Source organism: Anabaena sp. TISTR 8404 (assembly GCF_056847745.1).
In genome coordinates, this window is sequence record NZ_CP180578.1 from 6,618,643 (window position 1) to 6,640,342 (window position 21,700).

At 39.2% G+C, this 21,700-nt stretch carries 20 protein-coding genes; 12 read left to right on the forward strand and 8 right to left on the reverse strand.

The features are described from left to right. Positions 1 to 53: 53 nt before the first annotated feature. Positions 54 to 269 (reverse strand): hypothetical protein, encoded by a 216-nt coding sequence (locus ACMX3D_RS28555; RefSeq protein ID WP_482749132.1) that lies wholly within the window; start codon positions 267 to 269, stop codon positions 54 to 56. A 586-nt stretch (positions 270 to 855) separates the two neighbouring features. After that, positions 856 to 1,242 carry a 6-pyruvoyl trahydropterin synthase family protein gene (locus ACMX3D_RS28560; RefSeq protein ID WP_482749133.1) on the reverse strand — a complete coding sequence of 129 codons (387 nt, stop codon included), beginning with the start codon at positions 1,240 to 1,242 and terminating at the stop codon, positions 856 to 858. A 432-nt stretch (positions 1,243 to 1,674) separates the two neighbouring features. On the opposite strand from ACMX3D_RS28560, the gene ACMX3D_RS28565 reads away from it, so the two are divergent. The 6 genes from ACMX3D_RS28565 to ACMX3D_RS28590 all read left to right on the forward strand — a co-directional run bounded on the left by ACMX3D_RS28565 (position 1,675) and on the right by ACMX3D_RS28590 (position 7,520). Beyond that, positions 1,675 to 2,532 carry a class I SAM-dependent methyltransferase gene (locus ACMX3D_RS28565; RefSeq protein WP_482749134.1) on the forward strand — a complete coding sequence of 286 codons (858 nt, stop codon included), beginning with the start codon at positions 1,675 to 1,677 and terminating at the stop codon, positions 2,530 to 2,532. 126 nt (positions 2,533 to 2,658) lie between these two features. Further along, positions 2,659 to 3,492, forward strand: coding sequence for a formate dehydrogenase accessory sulfurtransferase FdhD (fdhD, locus tag ACMX3D_RS28570; protein ID WP_482749135.1), 834 nt, complete (start codon positions 2,659 to 2,661; stop codon positions 3,490 to 3,492). A 21-nt stretch (positions 3,493 to 3,513) separates the two neighbouring features. Continuing rightward, positions 3,514 to 3,897 carry a VOC family protein gene (locus ACMX3D_RS28575; RefSeq protein WP_482749136.1) on the forward strand — a complete coding sequence of 128 codons (384 nt, stop codon included), beginning with the start codon at positions 3,514 to 3,516 and terminating at the stop codon, positions 3,895 to 3,897. Between the two features lie 60 nt (positions 3,898 to 3,957). After that, positions 3,958 to 4,842: a ribosome biogenesis GTPase YlqF gene (gene ylqF / locus ACMX3D_RS28580; RefSeq protein WP_482749137.1), complete on the forward strand. Its 885-nt coding sequence runs from the start codon at positions 3,958 to 3,960 to the stop codon at positions 4,840 to 4,842. 288 nt (positions 4,843 to 5,130) lie between these two features. Beyond that, positions 5,131 to 6,756 carry an adenylate/guanylate cyclase domain-containing protein gene (locus ACMX3D_RS28585; protein WP_482749138.1) on the forward strand — a complete coding sequence of 542 codons (1,626 nt, stop codon included), beginning with the start codon at positions 5,131 to 5,133 and terminating at the stop codon, positions 6,754 to 6,756. A 149-nt stretch (positions 6,757 to 6,905) separates the two neighbouring features. Then, positions 6,906 to 7,520 carry a Uma2 family endonuclease gene (locus ACMX3D_RS28590; protein WP_482749139.1) on the forward strand — a complete coding sequence of 205 codons (615 nt, stop codon included), beginning with the start codon at positions 6,906 to 6,908 and terminating at the stop codon, positions 7,518 to 7,520. 114 nt (positions 7,521 to 7,634) lie between these two features. Here ACMX3D_RS28590 and ACMX3D_RS28595 read toward each other — a convergent pair whose 3' ends face one another. Beyond that, positions 7,635 to 9,002 (reverse strand): cytochrome P450, encoded by a 1,368-nt coding sequence (locus ACMX3D_RS28595; protein ID WP_482749140.1) that lies wholly within the window; start codon positions 9,000 to 9,002, stop codon positions 7,635 to 7,637. Positions 9,003 to 9,153: 151 nt separating this feature from the next. Here ACMX3D_RS28595 and ACMX3D_RS28600 point away from each other — a divergent pair, with 151 nt between their 5' ends. Then, a complete protein-coding gene (locus ACMX3D_RS28600) occupies positions 9,154 to 10,452 on the forward strand; it encodes a cation:proton antiporter (protein WP_482749141.1) in 1,299 nt (432 codons plus the stop codon). Positions 10,453 to 10,709: 257 nt separating this feature from the next. Here ACMX3D_RS28600 and ACMX3D_RS28605 read toward each other — a convergent pair whose 3' ends face one another. Further along, positions 10,710 to 11,822, reverse strand: coding sequence for a saccharopine dehydrogenase family protein (locus ACMX3D_RS28605; protein ID WP_482749142.1), 1,113 nt, complete (start codon positions 11,820 to 11,822; stop codon positions 10,710 to 10,712). Positions 11,823 to 12,197: 375 nt separating this feature from the next. On the opposite strand from ACMX3D_RS28605, the gene ACMX3D_RS28610 reads away from it, so the two are divergent. Continuing rightward, positions 12,198 to 12,428, forward strand: coding sequence for a hypothetical protein (locus ACMX3D_RS28610; RefSeq protein ID WP_482749143.1), 231 nt, complete (start codon positions 12,198 to 12,200; stop codon positions 12,426 to 12,428). Between the two features lie 71 nt (positions 12,429 to 12,499). On the opposite strand, the gene ACMX3D_RS28615 is transcribed toward ACMX3D_RS28610, so the two are convergent. Both ACMX3D_RS28615 and ACMX3D_RS28620 read right to left on the reverse strand, forming a co-directional pair. Then, a complete protein-coding gene (locus ACMX3D_RS28615) occupies positions 12,500 to 12,733 on the reverse strand; it encodes a Nif11-like leader peptide family natural product precursor (RefSeq protein WP_482749144.1) in 234 nt (77 codons plus the stop codon). 86 nt (positions 12,734 to 12,819) lie between these two features. Further along, the gene (locus tag ACMX3D_RS28620) at positions 12,820 to 13,224 is read right to left on the reverse strand and encodes a DUF4112 domain-containing protein (protein ID WP_482749145.1); all 405 of its coding nucleotides are present in this window, start codon (positions 13,222 to 13,224) and stop codon (positions 12,820 to 12,822) included. Positions 13,225 to 13,527: 303 nt separating this feature from the next. Between ACMX3D_RS28620 and ACMX3D_RS28625 the strand changes: the two genes are divergently transcribed. Then, a complete protein-coding gene (locus ACMX3D_RS28625) occupies positions 13,528 to 13,857 on the forward strand; it encodes a hypothetical protein (protein ID WP_482749146.1) in 330 nt (109 codons plus the stop codon). Between the two features lie 153 nt (positions 13,858 to 14,010). Here the strand turns inward: ACMX3D_RS28625 and ACMX3D_RS28630 are convergent, their stop codons facing one another. Beyond that, positions 14,011 to 15,654 (reverse strand): acetolactate synthase large subunit, encoded by a 1,644-nt coding sequence (locus tag ACMX3D_RS28630; protein ID WP_482749147.1) that lies wholly within the window; start codon positions 15,652 to 15,654, stop codon positions 14,011 to 14,013. A gap of 108 nt (positions 15,655 to 15,762) precedes the next feature. Continuing rightward, positions 15,763 to 17,130 carry an NAD-dependent succinate-semialdehyde dehydrogenase gene (locus tag ACMX3D_RS28635; RefSeq protein ID WP_482749148.1) on the reverse strand — a complete coding sequence of 456 codons (1,368 nt, stop codon included), beginning with the start codon at positions 17,128 to 17,130 and terminating at the stop codon, positions 15,763 to 15,765. A gap of 841 nt (positions 17,131 to 17,971) precedes the next feature. On the opposite strand from ACMX3D_RS28635, the gene ACMX3D_RS28640 reads away from it, so the two are divergent. The 3 genes from ACMX3D_RS28640 to ACMX3D_RS28650 all read left to right on the forward strand — a co-directional run bounded on the left by ACMX3D_RS28640 (position 17,972) and on the right by ACMX3D_RS28650 (position 21,619). Further along, on the forward strand, positions 17,972 to 18,682 hold the full coding sequence (locus ACMX3D_RS28640; protein WP_482749149.1) for a P-loop NTPase family protein: 711 nt from the start codon (positions 17,972 to 17,974) through the stop codon (positions 18,680 to 18,682). 394 nt (positions 18,683 to 19,076) lie between these two features. Further along, a complete protein-coding gene (locus ACMX3D_RS28645) occupies positions 19,077 to 20,051 on the forward strand; it encodes a threo-3-hydroxy-L-aspartate ammonia-lyase (protein WP_482749150.1) in 975 nt (324 codons plus the stop codon). 77 nt (positions 20,052 to 20,128) lie between these two features. After that, positions 20,129 to 21,619, forward strand: a complete 1,491-nt coding sequence (locus ACMX3D_RS28650; RefSeq protein ID WP_482749151.1) for a DUF1800 domain-containing protein — start codon at positions 20,129 to 20,131, stop codon at positions 21,617 to 21,619. The last annotated feature ends 81 nt before the right edge of the window (positions 21,620 to 21,700 follow it).

Consider the following 21,700-nt stretch of genomic DNA (forward strand, 5'->3'; position numbering starts at 1 on the left):
GTCAATGGTCAATAGTTTTGACTCTGGACTATTGACCATTGACTTTTAACTTGTTAGTACTGCCGTTCATAAGCAATATCACGTATAAGACTTAGGCGGGATTGAATATAATCACCAAGAGAATCAACCTCATGGGAATCTAAGAAAACTTGTGTTGTGGTTTGTTTGACCAACCATTGCACCAAGCTAGCATCATCCAGCTGTAAGAGGGTCATGGTTTGGGCAGTTTCAACCACAGACCAAAGCTGACGCAGAATTTTAGGAGTCATCAGACCTCATTGAAGATTAGCCTAGCTGTTTTTAGATTACACAATTTCGGCAGTCATTTATGGCATGAATGTACAAGCTGAGACAAGTATTATTAAAAAATTAATAATGTGATTTATAACTTTATGAACTTTCAGAAATGCACTATTACATTGTTTAGTTAATAAAAATTTACTGATACAGCATTGCTAAATTATTAATCATTTATAAATGCCATTTATCAAAAGAAGTGTCTTGTTTAATTAATATTTAATAATGTATTAAATGAACAAAATGTCTTAAAAAAACACAGATAAATTATTAGTATTTATCTGTGTTTATAGGAATCCAGTTTGATTTGGGAATTTACTTGAGTAGACAGGGAGTAGGGAATGGTGAGGCAGCGCTCTTGGTAGGGTTTCCCGACCCAAGCGACTGCGTTAGCAAGGCTCTTGAGCGTCACCTGAAGGGGAAGTAGGAAATAGGAAAGAAGTCTTGTCTATTACAGCAGATTTGAAGAATTGTGAAGTAAATTATTTAGGTTCAAAGCTAAGTATAAAGCCTATTCTGCTGGTGAGTTCTGATTCCTAACTTCTGAGTTTTGGTATATTATTCTTCATACTCCACCCAACTATTAGGTGTTTCTGAAACTTGAACTTTTAATTGTACATTTGGTGGTACTCGCTTCTTTGTTTCATCGTAAATGTACTTAGCGATCATTTCAGCAGTAGTCTCATATTCAGGAGGCATAACTTCATTGAGAATGCAGTGATCAAGTCCTCCTTTAGTTACATCTTGTTTTGCCCAACGTAAAGTTCTAAAATCCGCTACCATCACCGGATGTGGACAAAATTGTGAAGAATGCAGTTGTGTTGAGATGGCTTCAATGCGGACTTGGTAATTATGCCCATGCATCCGACCGCAAGGGCCATCGTAATCTTTGATGTAGTGAGCGCTATTAAAAGAAAATTCCGTTACTACTTTCCATTTGGGCATTTTAATATTACCTCGTAGCCAATTTTGAGATAAATACTTATCTCTGCTGATCGCAGTTATGAATGAGATCAGACTTTTACAGTATTGCTTATACCAGTTTAAAAAAAGAATCTGGCAAATACAGGCTTCGCCTAGCATTCTCAAGAATTGATCAATGTTGCAACTCTCGCGATCGCGCCTTGGGGTTGGCGATGAACATGCGATCGCGCTGTGGCAATTCTCGCTAGGATTAATTACTAGAGTTGCTTAATTTATAGATGTTGAGAGCATTTTTAGCATTTGCTAAGTTTGAGCGATGTCTGGCGACAAGCCGCTTTGCGTCTACGCTGTTTCGCCAGGAGGAGAAATTTTCAGCAAAATCCTCAAAATAGAGTTTTGTGCTTACTGAGCCATGACTCTTAATTATGACATAGAATTAGCAAGTTTACAAGTATGCGTAATTCAACTAAAGGTCAAAATATGCCAAGTGGTGTTCATGATTCAGCGCTGATTGTGAATGCTTTTCGAGCCAAGAAAAACGATGTTAGTGCTGATAAGTTTGCCAAAATATGGGTTGAAAAAAGCAGCGAAATCTGGGCAAATAAATATGCTGAACAAGTTGGAATTACGGAAGTTTTAGTACATGCTCTTCGTCATAGATTCTTTCTTGAGCGTTTAAAGGAATTTCTGCAAAAAACTCCAGATGGAGTATTTATTAATATTGGTGCTGGATTTACAAACTATCCTTATCTTATATCTGCAAAAGTTCCTTGCTGTGAAATTGATACCGAAGTGAATATCACCTTCAAAAAACAAAAATTAGCCCAGTTTGAATTGCAGGGTGAGCTTCCGCATCGCACTATTGAATTTATAGTAGTTGAGGATTTGAATAATTTAGCTGAGATTACAAAAATTGAGTCGCGTTTAAAAACATGGTTGGCTAATCGGTCATCCTTTGTACTGTTTGAAGGTGTTTTCTTCTACTTGAAAATCTCAGCCATCAATTATTTGTACAGAATTTTAGCTTCGTTACAGCATCAAGGTGATATTGTCGCGAGTACGTCATTTCGTCCAGAAGAATGCAACAAATTAATATTTCAACGGTTGGTGAATTATTGTAGAACAGATTATCAAATGCAGAATTTCATACCCACAACACTTCCCACCAGCTTTTATAGTCAGCAATTAGACTATTCTTTAGCTACCCATAGAAATTATTACTGTTTATCGCAAGAATTCGGTTTGGGAGAACAATTAGATAACCCAGAAGAAGTTTTAGAGGAAGACTTGTATATTTTAGAAAAGTTGTAGCGGTTGCCAATTCTACATTTGGTAGTAATAGCTATAATCTCAGTTTTTATATCTTTGAGTAATAATGATTGCACACTGGAGTTTGCAATTAAAATGCGATCGCACTTGAAATTACTAAATTAATTAATGAAATTTCCCACTAAAAGCAAAACTAAAGCGCAAGTTTGGGTAGTCGAAAATGGCAAAAAACGCCTGCGACAAGACCAAATTACTACCGAAGAACCTTTAGAAATTCGCTTGACATCTTTATCGCGTACGGTTGCTGTAACGATGCGAACACCAGGCGCAGATTTTGAATTAGCGGCTGGTTTTCTTTTTAGTGAAGGTGTAATTAATAGTAAACAAGATATCCACAGGATGAGTTACTGCACAGATGAATCTGTAGATGGTGAACAAAATTACAACATTATTAATGTGGAATTAAAGCCTGGGTTAAATCCAGATTTACAGCCTTTGGAACGTCATTTTTATACTAATAGTGCCTGTGGCGTTTGTGGTAAAGCTAGTATTGAAACTTTACGCTTGCGGGGTTATGCAAAAATAACTTCTAATTTAACAGTCAAGCCTGAGATTATTTACAGTTTATCTGAGCAGTTGCGATCGCATCAAGGGATCTTCACTGCAACGGGAGGTTTACACGCAGCAGCAGTATTTGATGCTCAAGGAAAAATGTTGCATCTGCAAGAAGATGTTGGTCGTCACAATGCTTTAGATAAGTTAATTGGTAACGCTTTGCTGAGTGGGGAATTACCTTTTAATGATCATATTGTGATGGTGAGTGGGCGTTCTAGTTTTGAAATATTGCAAAAATCTGTAGTCGCTAAAGTTCCAATTGTTTGTTCTGTTTCTGCGCCTAGCAGTTTGGCGGTGTCTGTAGCCCAGGAATTTGGGATTACTTTAATTGGATTTCTGCGTGGAGAGCGTTTCAATATTTATACTGGATGGGAACGGCTGATTTAACCCCAGTCCTGAAGAATAGTGATGGATTTGCGATATACTGAAGCATTCGTGGCGATCGCCACAGTTAATCTAGAAACTTTGATAGATTTTTATACCCAATTGTTCGGTGAAAAACCCAGTACTTTGATTCCTAATGTTTATGCAGAGTTTCAACTGATAGGTTTGCGATTGGGTATTTTTCAACCGAAAAAAAGTCACGAGTTGGAATTTGCCAACGCAACTAAAAGTAAAATGAGTTTGTGCTTTGAGGTGAGTAATTTAGAAGATGCGATCGCTCATCTCACAAATTTGGGCTATCCTCCACCCGGCGAAATTTCCGTTGCTTCCCACGGTAGAGAAATTTATGCTTACGATCCTGACGGTAATCGTCTAATTCTACATCAAGCTAAGGCAGTCAATGGTTAATAGTCAATAGTCATTTGTCAAAGGACAAAATTTCACACTTCACACTTCATACTTTTTTCTATGTCTATCACAAACAACTACAAATTAAACCTGATCCAATGGTATCCGGGTCACATTGCTAAGGCGGAAAAGAATCTTAAAGAACAGCTAAAACTGGTAGATGTGGTTTTAGAAGTCCGCGATGCGAGGATTCCTTTGGCGACGAACCACCCACAAATCGGTGAATGGGTGGGAAGCAAAACGCGGATTTTGGTATTGAACCGCTTAGATATGATTACACCCCAAGTGCGATCGCTGTGGACAGATTGGTTTAAACGTCAAGGAGAAGTGCCTTATTTTACCAACGCTCAACAAGGTCAAGGTGTAACTGCTGTGGCCAAAGCCGCCCAAGCTGCTGGTGTGGAACTGAATAAAAGAAGACGCGATCGCGGAATGTTACCTCGTCCTGTGCGGGCTGTGGTGATTGGTTTTCCCAATGTTGGCAAATCAGCTTTAATTAACCGCCTTTTAGGACGGCGTGTAGTAGAAAGTGCAGCGCGTCCAGGAGTAACGCGTAACTTGCGTTGGGTACGTATATCTGATCAGTTAGAATTACTCGATGCGCCTGGTGTCATTCCTTCTCGGTTAGAAAATCAAGCCGCCGCCTTGAAATTAGCAATTTGCGATGATATTGGGCAAGCATCTTACGATAATCAACTTGTAGCCTCAGCATTAGTAGATTTCCTGAATGAAATCCACATCACGGCGAATAATTTGTTACCAGAATCACCACTAAAGTTACGCTACGAACTCGACTCTTCACCCTACACAGGCGAATCATATTTAGAAGCTTTGGCAGAACATCGTTATAACGGTGATGTTGAACGCACTGCGAGACAACTTTTAACAGATTATCGCAAAGGTTTTTTAGGAACAGTCCCTTTGGAGTTACCACCGAACTTATAAGCAGACATTCCCAGCATTTTTTGTGCGATCGCATTCTATGTACTTTTAGACACTAACCAGGAGATGATCAAAATACCAAAGTTGGTAACAAGTTGTCATATGGAGGCTAGAGGCAATGCCTCCGACGGGCTTTGCCTACGCGCAATACATAAATCCTATTTAATTTAATGTACACAGTTGGCGGAATGGTATTAACAGTGTCATAAAGATAAGGTAAAGGATTTATCCTGGGTGTATCCTTTACGTTAAAGATGGTTCCCTAGCTTCCAGGATAGATAAATCATACTCATGACTGAACTTATACTGCGCCTACAACAGGGAGATACGGAAACAACGGTAACAGTGAATCAAGATGAATTCACTATTGGTCGTTTACCAGAATGTGACCTGTACTTACCCTTTGGAGGAGTTTCTCGCAAACATGCACTGTTACGCAAAAAAGCTAATGGTGCATGGGCTATTGAGGATTTAGGCAGTAAAAATGGCACACAAGTAAATCAAAGTTTTGTGACTGGTGGCAGAGATTTACAAAACGGCGATATTATTTGGCTAGGAAATGTCAGCTTAGTAGTATCGTTGACAAATCCGGCAATGCAGTTGAAGACTCAACAAGCAGCAGTGTCAGAAGTTTCCGATAGTGCAGAACAAAGAACGATTTTACGCAACGTTGAACAATTGCAACAGCAGTGGATAGCAGCTGATAGCCACGATAATGATATTGGTAATAAAAACAAAAGCATAGCTCGCCTGAAAGACTTGGTAGATATAGCTAAAAATCTGTGTGCAGCCGCATCAATAGAAGAAATTTTCTCTCAGGTACAAAAAGTAGTTTTTCGTTATCTCGACAGTATTGACCGTTTGGCTTTATTAATTGATGTGAATGGATGTAATCATCTAGAGTTGGTCAACGCTGGTACGAGATACCCTTCTGAACAAAAATATTTAGCAGCTGATGGTAGTTGGATTAGTCGGAGTATCTGTCAAAAAGTATTTGAAGAAAAAGTTGCAATTCAAACTGCTGATACTCACAAAGACGAACGATTTGCTGGTGAACATAGTATTTTAGTCAAAGGCATTCGCAGTGCAATGGCTGTGCCTTTGTGGGATGAAAATAAAGTTGTTGGCGTTCTCTATGCTGATGCCCATCTTTCTTCTTATCAATGGGAAAAAAATGGCGAAGAAGAACTCAGCTTTTTTTCGGCTTTAGCAAATTTAGTTGCTTCTAGTGTGCAGCGTTGGTTGTTGGTAGAAAAGCTAAAAACCGAAGAAGTAATTCGTCATCGACTAGAACGTTACCATTCTCCCGCAGTTGTGCAGCAGTTAATTTCTGTAGGTGGTTTACCCGATGGACGTTTGCCGACAACAGAAAGTGAAATTAGTATTTTATTTGCAGATTTAGTTGGGTTTACTGCTCTTTCAGAAAGATTAACACCAAAAGCGATCGCGCAATTATTAAATAATTTATTTGAAGAAATGCTGCAAGAAATATTTGCCTACGGTGGCACTTTAGATAAATATATTGGCGATTGTATTATGGCATTTTTCGGCGCTCCCGAACCGTTATTAGATCATGCAGACCGCGCCACCGCCGCCGCTAAAGGAATGCTAACTCGTCTGCAAAGGTTAAACGCCAACAATTTTTGGCAAGAACCTCTACAATTACGCATTGCAATTAATAGTGGTAAAGCTGTCGTTGGTGATGTTGGTAGTTCCCAACGGGTAGACTACACAGCATTAGGCGCTACGATTAACTTAGCCGCACGCATGGAAGCAGTTTGTCCTCCTAGTGAATGTGTGATTAGTGAAGCCACATATCAAATGCTCTCAGAACCCGCAGATTTTCAAGAAATGGGGGATTATCGGTTTAAAGGTATTGATAGATTAGTTAAGGTTTATCAAACAACAATGAGTTAAAGTTATTGTTTTTTGTCTCACGCATTCGGCGACGAGTTAAAATTAGAAACTTAGGGATACAAAAGTTTTATTAATTGTAATTTATTACTATTCTCGATTTTTTAATTATGAATTACGAATTGGCATAAAATACCTGTGGAGGTAAGATTATGACTCAAGCTTTGTCTAAATTACTCACCTTCAATGAATTTATTGAATGGTATCCCAATGATGGTAAACTCTATGAATTACACAAGGGCGTAATTGTTGAAATGCCACCTCCAACCGGAACGCATGAAAAAGTTATTGCGTTCCTATCGCGCAAATTAACAGTGGAGTTTGATCGTCTGAATTTACCTTACGGTATTCCTAAAACTACATTTATCAAAACTCCATCTGCTGAATCAGCTTACTTACCTGATGTATTGCTGTTAAATCTTGATAATCTCGATAATGAACCGCTTTTTCAAAAATACTCAACAGTCAGCCAAGCCGCATCTGTTCCTTTGGTAGTTGAGGTTGTATCGAGCAATTGGCGTGACGATTACTACAATAAATTGAGGGATTATGAAGAAATGGGAATTCCTGAATATTGGATTGCTGATTATGCTGGATTAGGTGGAAGAAAGTTTATCGGGAATCCTAAACAACCTACTATTTTTGTGTGCGAGTTAATTGATGGTGAATATCAAATGACTCCGTTTCAAGGTAATGCTAGTATTGCGTCACCTACTTTTCCACAATTAAATTTAACTGCACAACAGATTTTTGATGCGGCTAACTAATATTTTGAGCTAACAACATCCGCGCTTCAATTGCTTGCCAGGTTTGGGGAGGTGCGTTAGCCTACGGCATAACACACCCTACATTTTATGTTGAATTACTAATTCTATTTTTCATTACACTCCAATAGGAATCTCAGCTTTTTGTCGCTGTCCAGTTGCAATTAACCATTTACCACTTGAAGGTGCTAAAGTGACCCCGCGACGAATAGGTTTAACTGGATAATTATCAACTAATGCTAAATCTATCTGAGACAATACTGTTGCCAGTACTAGTTTCATTTCTAATAAGGCAAATGCCATACCTATACAACGACGGTTACTACCACCAAAAGGTAAATATTCATATAGCGAATATTGTCTTTCTAAAAATCTTTCTGGTTTAAACTGTTGTGGTTCTGGATATAAATCTGGGCGGCGATGAGTTAAATAAATGCAACCTACCAGCAATGTTCCCGGTTCATATTTATAACCCATAATTTCTATAGGTTGTTTCACAATCCGCGGGATGGTAATCATAACAATAGGGTAAATGCGTAGCGTTTCTTGACACACTGCTGTTAGATAAGGCAATTTAGCAATTTCATCTAAATCTGCATTGTTCTCAACATTATCTAACTCAGCCAAAAGCTTTTCGCGTATTTGTGGTTGGCGATGAATCCAGTACAATGCCCATGTTAAAGCTGAGGCTGTGGTTTCATGACCAGCAACTAACAAAGTCATTAATTCATCGCGTAACTCGACATCAGTCATCGGTTTGCCGTTTTCATCACGCGCCGACATCATTAAAGATAAAATATCACTGCGGGATGAATCGGGATTATTTCTGCGTTCCTCAATTTCAGCATACAGCAGTTGGTCAATTTGCTGTCTTTGACGCAAAAAAATACCCCAAGGACTCCATGAACCTAAATCTACTTGTAGTGCTGGCAAAAACGATATCGTAGCACGCAAAGCAGAACCACTTAAATCTAGTATGGCAGCCAAGAGTTTTTGCAGTTGGGTATAACGTTCTCCTTGATTCAGTCCGAATACAGCTTGTAAAATCACCCGCAGAGAGATTTCTTGCATGGAGTCGCGTACAGAAAACGGTTGACCGATTTTCCATTCACTGAGTACTTCTTTGGTGATGTTAGTAATGATACTGCTATAGGCTTTCATGCGATCGCCATGAAAAGGTGGCGTTAACAACTTACGCTGGCGTTGGTGAGATGTCCCAGACAGCAATATTAAAGAATTTTCACCTAACAATGGCTGTAAAATTTGGGCAGAACCTCTAGCATCTAAATTACTGAGGTTGTCTGTAAACAACTGTTGAATTGCTTGCGGGTTACTCAAAAACACCATTGGCTGCTTGTTTGTTAGCCATAAAGTGAAACAGTCGCCATAAGCTTTTTCAGAATTTTCCATGAGTTGCAATGGCTGGTAAATCCATTGCATTAGTTGCATAAATTTTGGAATTTTTGGACTGTCTGGAAGTTGCATAACTAGCGCTCCTGGTATTGCTATTTTCCCTAACTTAACAAAGGTATGAATTACCGGATAGTTTCTTTCTAAAATCTACCTATAGATAATTTATTGCTAAAAATATTACAACTAAACTGACAGGTTGATATGTAATTTTATATGAATTATCATGTTTGATATCTATATTGTTGACTTGTTTGTAATTGGATTACTCTTATTGGTAGTTACATTAGCATCCGGTTGGATTACCCGTTTACCTTTATCTTTTTCACTTATCTACCTCTTAGTTGGTATTTTACTGGGGCCTTATGGCTTAGGTTTAATTCACTTGCGACGTGATGATGTATTTAATGCAGAATTTTTAGAAAAGGTCTCAGAATTAGTAGTAATTGTTTCAGTTTTTGGTTGTGGCTTAAAAATTATTCGTCCACTAAATTTTCGGGTTTGGGGGATTACCTCTCGCTTGATTGGAATATTAATGCCAATTTCAATTTTTGGCTTAGCTGCTGTAGGCAAATTATTTTTAGGTATGAGTTGGGGAGAAGCTATATTGTTAGGAGCAATTCTCGCCCCAACTGACCCGGTATTAGCTTCAGAAGTTCAACTTACAGATACTAATGATAAAGATGAGTTACGTTTTGGTTTAACTTCTGAAGGTGGATTAAATGATGCTTTAGCTTTTCCTTTTGTTTATTTTGGTATTTATGCGTTAAAAGATGATAACTGGAACAACTGGTTTAAACAATGGATAACTATAGATTTATTTTGGGCGATCGCAGCAGGAATTTTTATGGGAATATTAGTCCCTAAAATAATAGTTTGGATTGATCAAAATATCCAAAAGCGCCGTTCTGCGGATAAATTAATGGAAGATTTTGTTGGCATTAGTATAATTTTGCTGACTTATTCTTTAACAGAATTTGTTAATGGCTATGGCTTTTTAGCAGTATTTGTAGCGGGTTTAGTGGTACAACGCAGCTATCGTAATCCAGATAAACCATTAGCACAATTAGAATTTATCGAGCAACTAGAAAAGCTATTAGAAGTTGGTACAATTTTACTATTAGGCTCAATATTATTATTCCAGCCTATGGTTGATTATGCTTTCCAATCTCTAATAGTAGTTATTTTCTTATTTTTATTTATCCGACCTTTAGGCGCATGGGTCAGCACAATTGCTAAACATCCTTTTAGTTCCCATCGCCGCAATTTACATCCAGGAACTCGCTGGTTATTTGGTTGGTTTGGAATTCGTGGAGTTGGTTCTTTATATTATCTTGCCTATGCTTTTGGTAACGGTCTTAAAGGAGAAGCTGCTGAACAAATCGCCTGGATAACTTATACAACTATCGTGGTTTCAGTGCTGGTGCATGGAATTAGTGCAACTCCCTTAATGAATTGGTATGAAGGTCATATCGCCAGCCAGAAAAAACCTAGACCTGCTTCCACCATTGATGAATTTGAGTAAACGCAGACATCATCAACCTGCAAGAAGCTAATTGGTCTGTGGCTTTTTTAACTAAGGAAAAGAAAATACTTGCAAATTTTACCCGTATATAGTACATTTATACTGTAACAAGAGACCCTAATAAAACAACCCCACAGCACTCGTGGGGTTTTTCCATTGAATATTCAAGGAAAGCCAAATAGATAGTTTTATAAAACTAATTGTTTGAGTTAAAAACATAGATAAATATAGAATTTTTTCTATATTTATCTATGCTACTAAACATATTCAGGGGACTTTAAAAAAGTATGCTCAATCTTAATGCCTCGACTATCCATGATTTGAGTAAACAAATCTGTTGGTAGTGCATTTTCTACAGGCAAAACCCCTGGTTTATTGAGTTTACCTTCAAGAATTAGTTGAGCAACAGTACCAGTACCACAGCCAGTAGCTACAGCGGCATTATCATGCAATACAGTAGAAGTATAAACGCCTGTAGTGCCATTTTTTTTGCCTGTAACTTCTGATTTTACTGCTACGCCAATCCCGCTAAAACGATTAGTAAAATCTGTCATTGTATGGCTGACATGAGATAAAAATTCAATCATGCCTTTACGCTGCATTAACCACTTGGGAAAAATATGTGCTGCCATCCAAGTCAGATGGTTATAATAATCGGGAAATGAACCAAACTTAGTAATTACACTTTTAACTGAAGGGAAGGCATAGGGTAATGTAAAGGTTTCTGGCATATCAAACCAGTAAACTCCATTACGTTGATAGTGGGGAAATTCAACTATTTCTCTTTCACTATAAGGTTTGACTTCGTGCCATTTACCGTTTATCCAAGCTTCAAAAGGATGTTGTAAGCCCAGAAAAGTTGTGCGCATAACTGTGATGCCAGCACCACCAGAACCAGCTACTAAATAATACAGCTTGATTTTTTCTGCTTCATCAAATTGTTCGACACCCTGACGCACCATACTGTTAGAAATGCCAGGGAAAATACCTGTATTAATTACTGCTGTGACACCAGCAGCAACAGCTTGTTCATGATAAGTTAAAGCCTTGCTGGTAAAAGAACGATGGTCGCTAACATCTACGTAGTTAACGCCTTGTTCAATACAAAATTTCAGAACATTGGCATCGCGGTAGTGAAACGGCCCGGCACAGTGAACTACTAAGTCAGAGTTAGCGATCGCTTCTCTTACTTTATCAACTTCTGCCAGGTCTAAAGCTAAATACTGCTCTCGTTCTGCTAATGGCAAATTTCCCGTCTCTGGGGTACGCCCAGTAATGGTAATTTGGGCTTGCGTGTGGGCGGCAAGATCCTGAGCGACACTGCTACCAATTCGCCCTCTTCCTCCAAGAATTAAAACGCGGTCTGTCATTACTCCGGTGATAGGCAACATTAATTGTATTTGACCAGTTTTTCGTTGCGTTTGCCATCGGTTACAAGTATGACTCGCCTACCAATATAGGAAGATAAGTACTGTATCTTTGTACTCAGGTTATTTGTTAAAACTGGGCGTAAGACTATATCTATCAAACTGCGTAAGTCATATTACTTACGGACTAACCCATAAAAGTTGTTTTCATCAAAACTAACCATGTTTTAATAAACAAATTTTTTCAAATATATAAGTCTACATATATTTAATAAGCTTTTGTAATATTACAGAATCTCTATAGACTAAATAATTTAATATTTTCTTTATATTCCGATCAGTGCTGATGCGTGTTCATTCAAGCCAGGAGCCATAGTAATGAAGATGTGCCTTGTTAACTCCAAAATCTTACGTCAGCTTTGGGCTGTAGTGGAACAAACCCAAAGCAGTACACTCCTGGGATTGAGTGACCCAGATTTGGTTAAGCTATTGTTAGGCAAGATTGAGAGCAATAAAGTCCTAAATTATGAAGAAACTTGTAGCCTAGCAGATTACATTAGCTCTCGAACTTTACTAATACGTGATTTAGCCCAAGCACGTTCAGCCTAATAACTTCAGGCAAAAAGCCTATGCAAGTATTTTATGTTTTTGTCTAGACTTTTAGCCTGTTATTTTTAGAATTACCTGGGATTAATGTGTCGTCTAGGCCCCCATCCAGGATTAACAATAGCTGCCAAATCTTCTTCAGATAGCTGATCAATTTCAGCTTCTAATTCTTCGACTGTGAAATCATAGCCGCGTTCTTTAGCAATCTTGATAAATTCTTCTGGATTAGCTGTGGCTTTCAGTTTTTGCTTTAATGCTTGATCTTCTTTAACTGCTTGAAAAAGTTTTGCAGCATTTTGCAGTGCCATAACCATTCATCTCCTATATTAAATCGTCAAATTTGCAGGTCGTAATCAGACTTCTCTAATTACCCAAAATATTGAAAATTTCAGTCTTAAACTCGGCTAAATTCCTGTTTGTTAATTTCACGAGATCCTTTTTGAACTTCTGGTTCAACTTGTGTTAGATGTTGCTCTAAAATTGCCAAATTGCGAATATTGGATTTGTAGAACGCATCAAACAAATCACCCACTAAAGGTACAGTACCGACCACAGCTTCTAAACCAACGTTAAAAATCATTTTGGCTAAATCTTGGTGAGGAATACCAAAGCGGGTTGCTAAAAATATGATGTAAGCCGAAAATGCTGTACTGATAAAATCACCAGCACCAGGAACCAGACCAATAATTGGATCTAATCCAATGCGAAAACCAATAAGAGGTATGCGTATAGATGTATCCATCAGACGGCTAAGTCTGCGAATACGGTCAAGAGTAATTAGGCGTGTAGCAGCATCCATAATTTACGATCTCCGCACTACTCTTAAAGTGCATTATTTTTATTTATGTGTCTTGTATCCTGAGAAAGAACAAGTAACAACATCTAAGTTCCTTGCTGCTGCTTCTGGCTTATTCCTTGGTTAATTTTGAAAAGATTTTAAACATTTTATTAGTTAGCGATCGCATCTGTTATGTTCATGTAACGAAGGTAAGCGATCATACATTTTTGTATCCTATATACTGCTAGACTGAATTTATTGCTTAATCATTGCATATCCATCACTTTATGCAATAATTAATAAATTGTTTTATTGAAAAGTTTAATGAGTAAATTTCAAATTGATATTGACTTCAGTGATGTAGAGATAAATTCCCTAGAAACAGACGAAGATTTCCACAGAGAAGCCAAAATGCTATTACCTCAAGCATTGCAAAAACTAGGTGAAAGTATAGGCGAACAAACTTGGGAAGAATTACAAAAAAATTTAAAACAATCAGGCACTAAATCTAAAGGTTCTCAACTAGAGAAACGCAAGTTTATTCAAGAAACGGGCAGAACTTATCAACGCAAAGCCAGCAGTAGAGAAAAACAAGAACTAGAAGATTATATAGTCGAGCAATTACGCATTTTCCAAAATCAAACAAGTAGATAAATATTCGTTTATTTACCGAGTAAACTACAGTCTCATAAACTCTACTGGAAAGCGGGGAAGATAAGGAAAAATACAAAGTCCTATCAATAATTTGAGGGGCGCAAAGCTTTGCGCCCCTAACCACCTAACCTAGTTCAAAGAATTTTTATAATCTTACAAAGCACAATTTAATTCACCAGCTTTCTGAGTAAAACGGCGGTTTTCTCGATAGTCTACAGGGCAATCGATGACAGCTGGTACATCTTGTGCTAAGGCTTCTTTAAGTATAGGTATTAAATCGAGACTAGATTCGACTCGATAACCTTTTAAACCCATACTTTCGGCTAATTTCACAAAATCTGGATTACCAAAATGTACAAAGGCGGAACTGCCTTTGCCAAAGTGGTTTTCTTGTTTCCATTCAATTAAGCCATAGCCACCATCATTAAATATTAAAGTGACAAAAGGAGTACCCACACGCAAAGCAGTTTCTAATTCTTGACAATTCATCATAAAGCCACCGTCACCAGTCACAGCAACAATTTTGCGGTTGGGATAAACAAGTTTAGCCGCTAATGCACCAGGAATAGCAATACCCATCGCCGCAAAGCCGTTAGAAATAATGCAAGTATTAGGACTGTGACAATGATAATGACGCGCCATCCACATTTTATGTGCGCCAACATCAGAGATCACAATATCATCTGGCCCCATGACTTGCCGCAAGTCATAAATTAGTTTCTGCGGTTTAATAGGATAACCATCATCGTTGGCATATTGTTCATAATCAGCGCGAATCTCACTGCGTAAGCTGATGGCGTAAGGATTAGGTTTACCTTGGCGGTCTGCTACTTTTAATATTTCAAACAAAGAGTCAGAAATATCGCCGATGACTTCTACATGACAAACATAGCTACTATCAATTTCCGCCGCATTTGTACTAATATGCACAATGGGAATTTTGCCGTCAGGATTCCATTTTTTCGGCGAAAATTCAATTAAATCATAGCCGATCGCAATTACTAAATCGGTATTATCAAACCCACAGGTAATAAAATCTCTTTGCTGTAATCCCACAGACCATAACGCTAAAGGATGAGTGTAAGGAATCACACCTTTACCCATGAATGTATTAGCAACAGGTATATTCATTTGGGTAGCAAATTGCGTTACTGCATCACTAGCTTGACCGCGAATTGCTCCATTTCCAACTAAGATTAATGGATTCACCGCTTGAGAGATAATGGCTGCTGCTGCCCGAATGCTGGCAAAAGATGCATAGGTTTTTTCGATTTTATCCCGATGCAAAGGTTTACCTTCAACGGGCATAGCGGCAATATTTTCTGGTAAATCTATATGAACTGCACCGGGTTTTTCAGATTGCGATCGCTTGAATGCTTTCCGCACTACTTCTGGTGTAATACTTGGTCGAACAATCTGCTTATTCCACTTAGTTACCGGGGCAAACATTGCCACTAAATCTAAATATTGGTGGGATTCAATGTGCATTCTATCGGTTCCCACTTGCCCAGTAATTGCGACTAAAGGCGCACCATCAAGATTGGCATCAGCCACACCAGTCATGAGATTGGTCGCCCCAGGCCCAAGGGTGGAAAGGCAGACTCCTGCTTTACCAGTTAAGCGTCCATAGACATCAGCCATGAAAGCTGCACCTTGTTCATGCCGAGTCGTAATAAATTTTATCGGAGAATGTTTTAGTGCTTCTAAAACATGTAAATTTTCTTCGCCAGGAAGTCCAAAAACATATTCTACTCCTTCATTTTCTAAACACTTTACTAATAATTCTGCTGTATTCATTTTCAGTTCCTCACTAGCGATGCACGAAATTAGTTAATAGTCCAGAGTCAATAGTCAATGGTTTTACTTTTGACTATTGACTATTGACTATTGACTATTGACTAATAATTACTTCACCCAAACAGTTTTAACATTGACAAACTCTTGTATGCCTTGAATGCTTAATTCTCGGCCATACCCAGAACGTTTGATGCCGCCAAAGGGCAAACGGGGGTCAGATTTAACTAAACCATTGATAAATACTGCACCAGCTTCAATTTCTGCAATCAAGCGATCGCGTTCTTGGTCATTGGTTGTCCAAGCACTCGCACCCAAACCAAAGGGTGTAGCATTTGCCAGTTTAATTGCAGCATCAATATTTGGCACGCGGAATAACAAGGCCACCGGGCCAAAAAATTCTTCTTGGGCAATTGGTGCGTCAGGGGGAATATCTGTGATGATAGTTGCTGGGTAAAAGTTCCCCGGACGGTCTGATATGGGATACCCACCGGTCAAGACTTTACCACCACTATTTTTAGCAACTTGCACTTGCTGATCTAAATCTTGGAGAATATCTGGTGTTGCTAGTGGCCCTAAATCTGTGTCTGGGTGCATGGGGTCGCCGACTTTCAGCGCCAGGAATTTATCTAATAGCTTCTTCTCGAATTGATCAGCGATCGCTTCTTCGATAATAAAGCGTTTCGCTGCAATACAAGATTGCCCATTATTTAACATCCGCGCGGCGGTCGCTGTAGCTACTGCTGCTTCTAAATCAGCACTGGCTAACACAATAAACGGGTCACTTCCACCTAATTCCAGGACAGTTTTTTTAATCTGTTTACCTGCGATCGCAGCTAAAGATGCGCCTGCTGGTTCACTACCTGTCAAAGTTGCTGCTTTTACCCGGTCATCAGAGATGATATCGGCAACTTTTGCAGCACCGATTAAGAAAGTTTGAAACACACCTTCAGGAAAACCAGCCCGTTGGATAATCTCTGCAATTGCTAAAGCAGATTGCGGCACATTAGATGCGTGTTTTAATAAACCAACATTACCTGCCATCAGTGCCGGCGCAGCAAACCGAAACACTTGCCAAAAAGGAAAATTCCACGGCATCACTGCCAAAATTACACCCAATGGCTGATAGCGCACAAAACTATGGCTGGCATCGGTTTTCACAGCAACATCAGCCAAAAAATCAGCAGCGTTTTCCGCATAATAACGGCAAACAGCGGCACATTTTTCGACTTCTGCGATCGCTGCTTTATATGGTTTACCCATTTCCAGCGTCATTACTTTAGCAAAGTCCGCTTTTTCTTGCTCTAAAATTTCCGCAGCTTGTTGCAACCAAAGCGATCGCTGTGCGAAACTCGTCGTGCGATATTGCTCAAAAGCTTGATTTGCCAAATCTAGTTTAGCGGCAATTTCTGCATCTTTGAGTGGCTCAAAAGTTTTGAGCGTCTCCCCAGTGGCGGGATTGATGGTGGCGATAGCCATTGCCTGACCTCCCGTTAAAAAATAGCTTGAGGTAGCCGCCTATTTTTACACAAATTAGTTCTAGAAGCTACCATCAAAATTGTAGACTTCTCCCTAAGAATTGGTTGCTTAATATTACAATTTCGCAATTAAACATATATCAATAGATACAATAATTGACTGTATTTTTCTCTAGATATTGGCAATATTAAACTTAGTTATAGGTAAGATTTTTTTGACGCCAGTGCTAGGCAAAAATTACTAAGCAATTACGCCATCAATGAATTATTTTTTTGTGAGTGATATTCAAATAATAAAGCTAACAACCTTATACAAAGCCAGGATTTTACGATAACACTGAAAAGCTGAAAGCGCTACTAGCAAAAATTTGGGAGTTTGGTCTTACAAAAGTAAATTTAGCTAAAACAAGGTATAGTAAACTGCTGAGTGCTGAGTTGAAAATGCTGAGTATAAACTTAGTTGCATCAAACTTTAAGCAATCAATAATATCCTTATTTATGCGACACAGATGTCAAACGTAAAATTCCGATAACAAAGCAAACTAACTCTTTTCAGCCTTTTTTGGTTATGTTTTGCCGATTTCTCCCTCAAGGCTAATGTAAAAGTTTGTATCAAAAGCTTGTCAGTCTTTGATGGTAGGATTATTTAAATTTTGAGCATAATCGGCAACATGGCATACACAAAGTCTAGAAAAAAATTCCTATAGATAAACTCCAAATTAACGAAAACTCAGCAACATTTATCAACAGATGGTATAAAAGTTGCAGCGGAAGACACCAAAAGCTTCCAAAGCACATACAGATATTTTAAATAACTTCAATCAGTATTAGGGGTAGCTATTATGCCAACAATTCATTTAATAGATGGTGAAAAGGGTGGAGTAGGTAAGTCTTTAGTCACCCGAACAATGATTCAATATTGTCTGGATAAGAAAATTCCTTTTGTGCCAATAGAGACGGATAGATCAAATCCTGATGTGGCTGGTGTTTATAAAGGGATGTGTCAGTATGCTGTGTTTACCGAAGATGAACGCCAAGCTGACAAAGCCGATAGAATCTTTGAGATGGCCATGTCTAAGCCAGTAATTGTGAATCTGGCAGCACAAAGCCATCGCGCCGTCAAAAACTGGATTGATAAAAACCAGTTACTCGAACTAGGAAGTGCGGAAGGAGTCAGTTTTTGCAAGTGGTTTGTAACTACAGGTGGCTATGACAGCCTCAATTTATTTGTCCAGTCTATCAATAGCTATGGTGATAAAGTTCCCCATGTCCTTGTCAGAAATTGTGGACTGTGTGACGACTGGGAACACGTTGATTCTGATCCAAATATGCAACAGTTAATGCAAAAGCATAACGTTCAGGTTGTAGATTTTCCTAAGTTGGCATACAAAGAAAGAAATATTATTGATCAAACTCGCATGACTTTCTCGGACGCGCGAGAGTATAAAGAATTTGGGATTCTCAGTAAACAACGAGTCGTACAATTTCTCAAGCTGGCTTATGCTGCTTTTGAGAAAGTCGGCATTTGGTATGAAGAAGTTAAGCAGGCTTGAAAAAGTTCTAATTAAAAGGGAACAGGGAACGGGCAATAGGCAACAGTCCAATACCCATACTTAAAAGTAGGGATAAAATAGGGACGGATTGAAACTCGTTGCCAGCAATCTCGTTTCAAATATTTGATTTTTTTCATTCATGAATTAAGGGGCTTGAATCCCTTTTTTCGGGGCTATTGTTTCACTGTTCCCTATTCCCGCCTCGAAGGGCTAGTCAATGGTCATTTAACATGTGTCATTGGTTACAATCTACCAACTTGAAGATGGAGAGTATTTACCTTCAAAAATGTTTCGCGGACAGGAGCAAATTGATTCTCGATTGTTTCCGAACATTCCCCTAACGGCTGAACAGATTTTTGCTATGAGCCGCTAAATTCTGTACCACTGAATCAAAATGTCACAGCATCACTTTGTCACCATAGACGATGTCAAAGCGGCACAAGCGCGTCTTGCCGGAATTGCTCATCGTACACCTGTGCTAACTTCCAGAACTGTCAACGATCGCACCCATAGTCAAGTATTTTTTAAATGCGAAAATTTTCAACGTGCAGGCGCATTTAAGTTTCGTGGTGCATACAATGCCTTAGTCCAGTTATCAGAAATGCAAAAGCAACAAGGCGTAATTACATTTTCGTCGGGAAATCATGCCCAAGCGATCGCTTTAGCTGGACAGTTATTGCATATTCCCACCACCATTGTCATGCCTGACGATGCCCCAGAAGTTAAACAAACAGCCACTCGCAGTTATGGTGCAGAAGTGATTTTGTACAGTCGCCAAGAAACTGACCGAGAAGCATTAGCCAAAACCCTAGCCAGCGATCGCCATCTGACTTTGATTCCTCCCTACGATCATCCCCACGTCATCGCCGGACAAGGAACCACAGCCTTAGAACTGATCCAAGAAATTGGTCAACTAGATTATCTATTAGTTTGTTGTGGTGGCGGTGGACTGATATCTGGTTGTGCGATCGCTACAAAAGCACTTTTACCCCAATGTCGAGTTATTGGTGTTGAACCAGAACTCGCTGATGATGCAACTCGTTCCTTTCACAGCAAAACTCTGCAAACTGTTACCAATCCTCAGACAATTGCCGATGGTGTACGGACTCCTAATCTTGGGCAATTAACCTTTCCCCTAGTGCTAAATTACGTTGATGACATGGTGACAGTTTCGGAAGCGGCAATTATTAACACAATGTTTTTCTTATGGGAACGTCTGAAAATTGTGGTTGAACCCACCGGTGCATTGGCCGCAGCAGCATTACTTAGTGGTGTAGTGAAAGCACCAGATGCGAGGATCGGTGTAATTATCAGTGGTGGCAACGTAGATTTAGCAAAGGTTGCTAAATTATATTCAGTAGTTCACTGAGGAGATTTTGAACTTTTTTTGTAGTTCGCCAGTCAAATAACGATGTGTTTGCCAACCTAGAAAGGATAACTCAAGTTATGACAGTCAAACCCAGGTACTTGGTATTTTTGCTGTTCATCTTGTTGGCAGGAAGTGACCCCATCTATGCAGCTACTAAACCTGTTGACCCAAAAGTATTACATATAATTAATCGCCTGAGTTTTGGGCCTCGACCTGGAGATATTCAAAAAGTCCAGTCTATAGGTGTAGAGCGCTATATTAAAGAGCAGCTTTCACCCAATTCTATATCTGAATCGCCCAACCTGACCCGCCAGCTTTCACAGCTAGAAACGCACGGTTTGAATACAGTTGAAATTCGCGCATATCTGAATAGTTCACCACAACAAACTAGAGAACAAAAACAAGCCCGCCAACAAAAAAGAGACAAAATCTTACGAGAAGCAATCAAAGCACGGTTACTGCGAGCCACTAACAGTCAGCGACAACTGCAAGAAGTGATGGTGGACTTTTGGTATAACCACTTCAATGTTTATGCTGGCCAAGGAAATACTCGCATCTGGGTAGGAGCCTACGAACAAGAAGCAATCAGACCTTATGCTTTGGGACGATTTCGTGACTTATTAGGAGCAACAGCCCATCATCCGGCAATGCTGCTTTATCTAGACAACTGGAAAAATAAAGCTAGTAGTCGTCCTGGTGTAGCTCCCAATGTTAACGAAAACTATGCCCGTGAATTAATGGAACTGCATACTTTAGGTGCAAACGGTGGCTATACCCAACAAGATGTAATTGCTCTAGCAAGAATTTTTACTGGTTGGGGATTCATTCCTCCTAGCCAACCGACAAGTGGCAAATCGCTATTTTACTTTGACTCTAAGCACCATGATTTGAGTGATAAAGTTTTTTTAGGACGCAAAATTAAAGGCAGTGGCCAAGCTGAAGGCGAAGAAGCATTAGATATGTTGGCGCGGAGTCCAGCTACTGCTCGTCATATTAGTTACCAATTAGCTCAGTATTTTGTGAGCGATGTCCCACCCACATCTTTAGTTGATCGTCTCGCAAAACGCTTTCTCCAAACCGATGGCAATATTCGCGCTGTTTTAGAAACTTTGTTTCAAAGCCCAGAATTCTGGGATAAAAAATATTTCAACGCCAAATTTAAAACACCATTACAATACACTGTCTCAGCAGTGCGGGCTACAGGTATGGAAATCCAATATACTCTAGCGCTCTCTCGCACCTTGGAAGAATTAGAAATGCCTTTGTACGGTTGCCGGACTCCTGATGGGTACAAAAATACACAAGATGTCTGGTTAAATTCCGAAGCTATGAACCGTCGCCTCAATTTTGCCACAGCATTAGCGAGTGGTCGCTTAACACTGCTAGAAACTGCAAATAATCCAACTAAGAATAAAAACATCAACCGCGTTCAACGTCTAGATGCAACTCAGCTAGTCAACACTTTGGGTAACTCTCTTTCTCCTAAAACCCAAAGCGCGATCGCCACTAGTCCCCCACAACTCAGAGCCGCATTAGTCTTGGGTAGCCCCGAATTTATGCGCCGTTAGTGCTGGCAAAGTGCTGAGTGCTGAGTGCTGAGTATAAACCTAGTGACTAGAAGAAAAAAGTAGAAAAATTAGCAACTTTTA

Bases quoted from the DNA above. Each gene is read 5' to 3' on its own strand.
- ACMX3D_RS28575 (WP_482749136.1), top strand. From the start codon at position 3,514: ATGGATTTGCGATATACTGAAGCATTCGTGGCGATCGCCACAGTTAAT.
- ACMX3D_RS28635 (WP_482749148.1), bottom strand. From the start codon at position 17,130: ATGGCTATCGCCACCATCAATCCCGCCACTGGGGAGACGCTCAAAACT.
- ACMX3D_RS28625 (WP_482749146.1), top strand. From the start codon at position 13,528: ATGAGTAAATTTCAAATTGATATTGACTTCAGTGATGTAGAGATAAAT.
- ACMX3D_RS28615 (WP_482749144.1), bottom strand. From the start codon at position 12,733: ATGGCACTGCAAAATGCTGCAAAACTTTTTCAAGCAGTTAAAGAAGAT.
- ACMX3D_RS28605 (WP_482749142.1), bottom strand. From the start codon at position 11,822: ATGACAGACCGCGTTTTAATTCTTGGAGGAAGAGGGCGAATTGGTAGC.
- ACMX3D_RS28645 (WP_482749150.1), top strand. From the start codon at position 19,077: ATGTCACAGCATCACTTTGTCACCATAGACGATGTCAAAGCGGCACAA.
- ACMX3D_RS28590 (WP_482749139.1), top strand. From the start codon at position 6,906: ATGACTCAAGCTTTGTCTAAATTACTCACCTTCAATGAATTTATTGAA.
- fdhD (WP_482749135.1), top strand. From the start codon at position 2,659: ATGAAATTTCCCACTAAAAGCAAAACTAAAGCGCAAGTTTGGGTAGTC.
- ACMX3D_RS28595 (WP_482749140.1), bottom strand. From the start codon at position 9,002: ATGCAACTTCCAGACAGTCCAAAAATTCCAAAATTTATGCAACTAATG.
- ACMX3D_RS28560 (WP_482749133.1), bottom strand. From the start codon at position 1,242: ATGCCCAAATGGAAAGTAGTAACGGAATTTTCTTTTAATAGCGCTCAC.
- ylqF (WP_482749137.1), top strand. From the start codon at position 3,958: ATGTCTATCACAAACAACTACAAATTAAACCTGATCCAATGGTATCCG.
- ACMX3D_RS28650 (WP_482749151.1), top strand. From the start codon at position 20,129: ATGACAGTCAAACCCAGGTACTTGGTATTTTTGCTGTTCATCTTGTTG.
- ACMX3D_RS28565 (WP_482749134.1), top strand. From the start codon at position 1,675: ATGCGTAATTCAACTAAAGGTCAAAATATGCCAAGTGGTGTTCATGAT.
- ACMX3D_RS28620 (WP_482749145.1), bottom strand. From the start codon at position 13,224: ATGGATGCTGCTACACGCCTAATTACTCTTGACCGTATTCGCAGACTT.
- ACMX3D_RS28585 (WP_482749138.1), top strand. From the start codon at position 5,131: ATGACTGAACTTATACTGCGCCTACAACAGGGAGATACGGAAACAACG.
- ACMX3D_RS28555 (WP_482749132.1), bottom strand. From the start codon at position 269: ATGACTCCTAAAATTCTGCGTCAGCTTTGGTCTGTGGTTGAAACTGCC.
- ACMX3D_RS28630 (WP_482749147.1), bottom strand. From the start codon at position 15,654: ATGAATACAGCAGAATTATTAGTAAAGTGTTTAGAAAATGAAGGAGTA.
- ACMX3D_RS28600 (WP_482749141.1), top strand. From the start codon at position 9,154: ATGTTTGATATCTATATTGTTGACTTGTTTGTAATTGGATTACTCTTA.
- ACMX3D_RS28640 (WP_482749149.1), top strand. From the start codon at position 17,972: ATGCCAACAATTCATTTAATAGATGGTGAAAAGGGTGGAGTAGGTAAG.
- ACMX3D_RS28610 (WP_482749143.1), top strand. From the start codon at position 12,198: ATGAAGATGTGCCTTGTTAACTCCAAAATCTTACGTCAGCTTTGGGCT.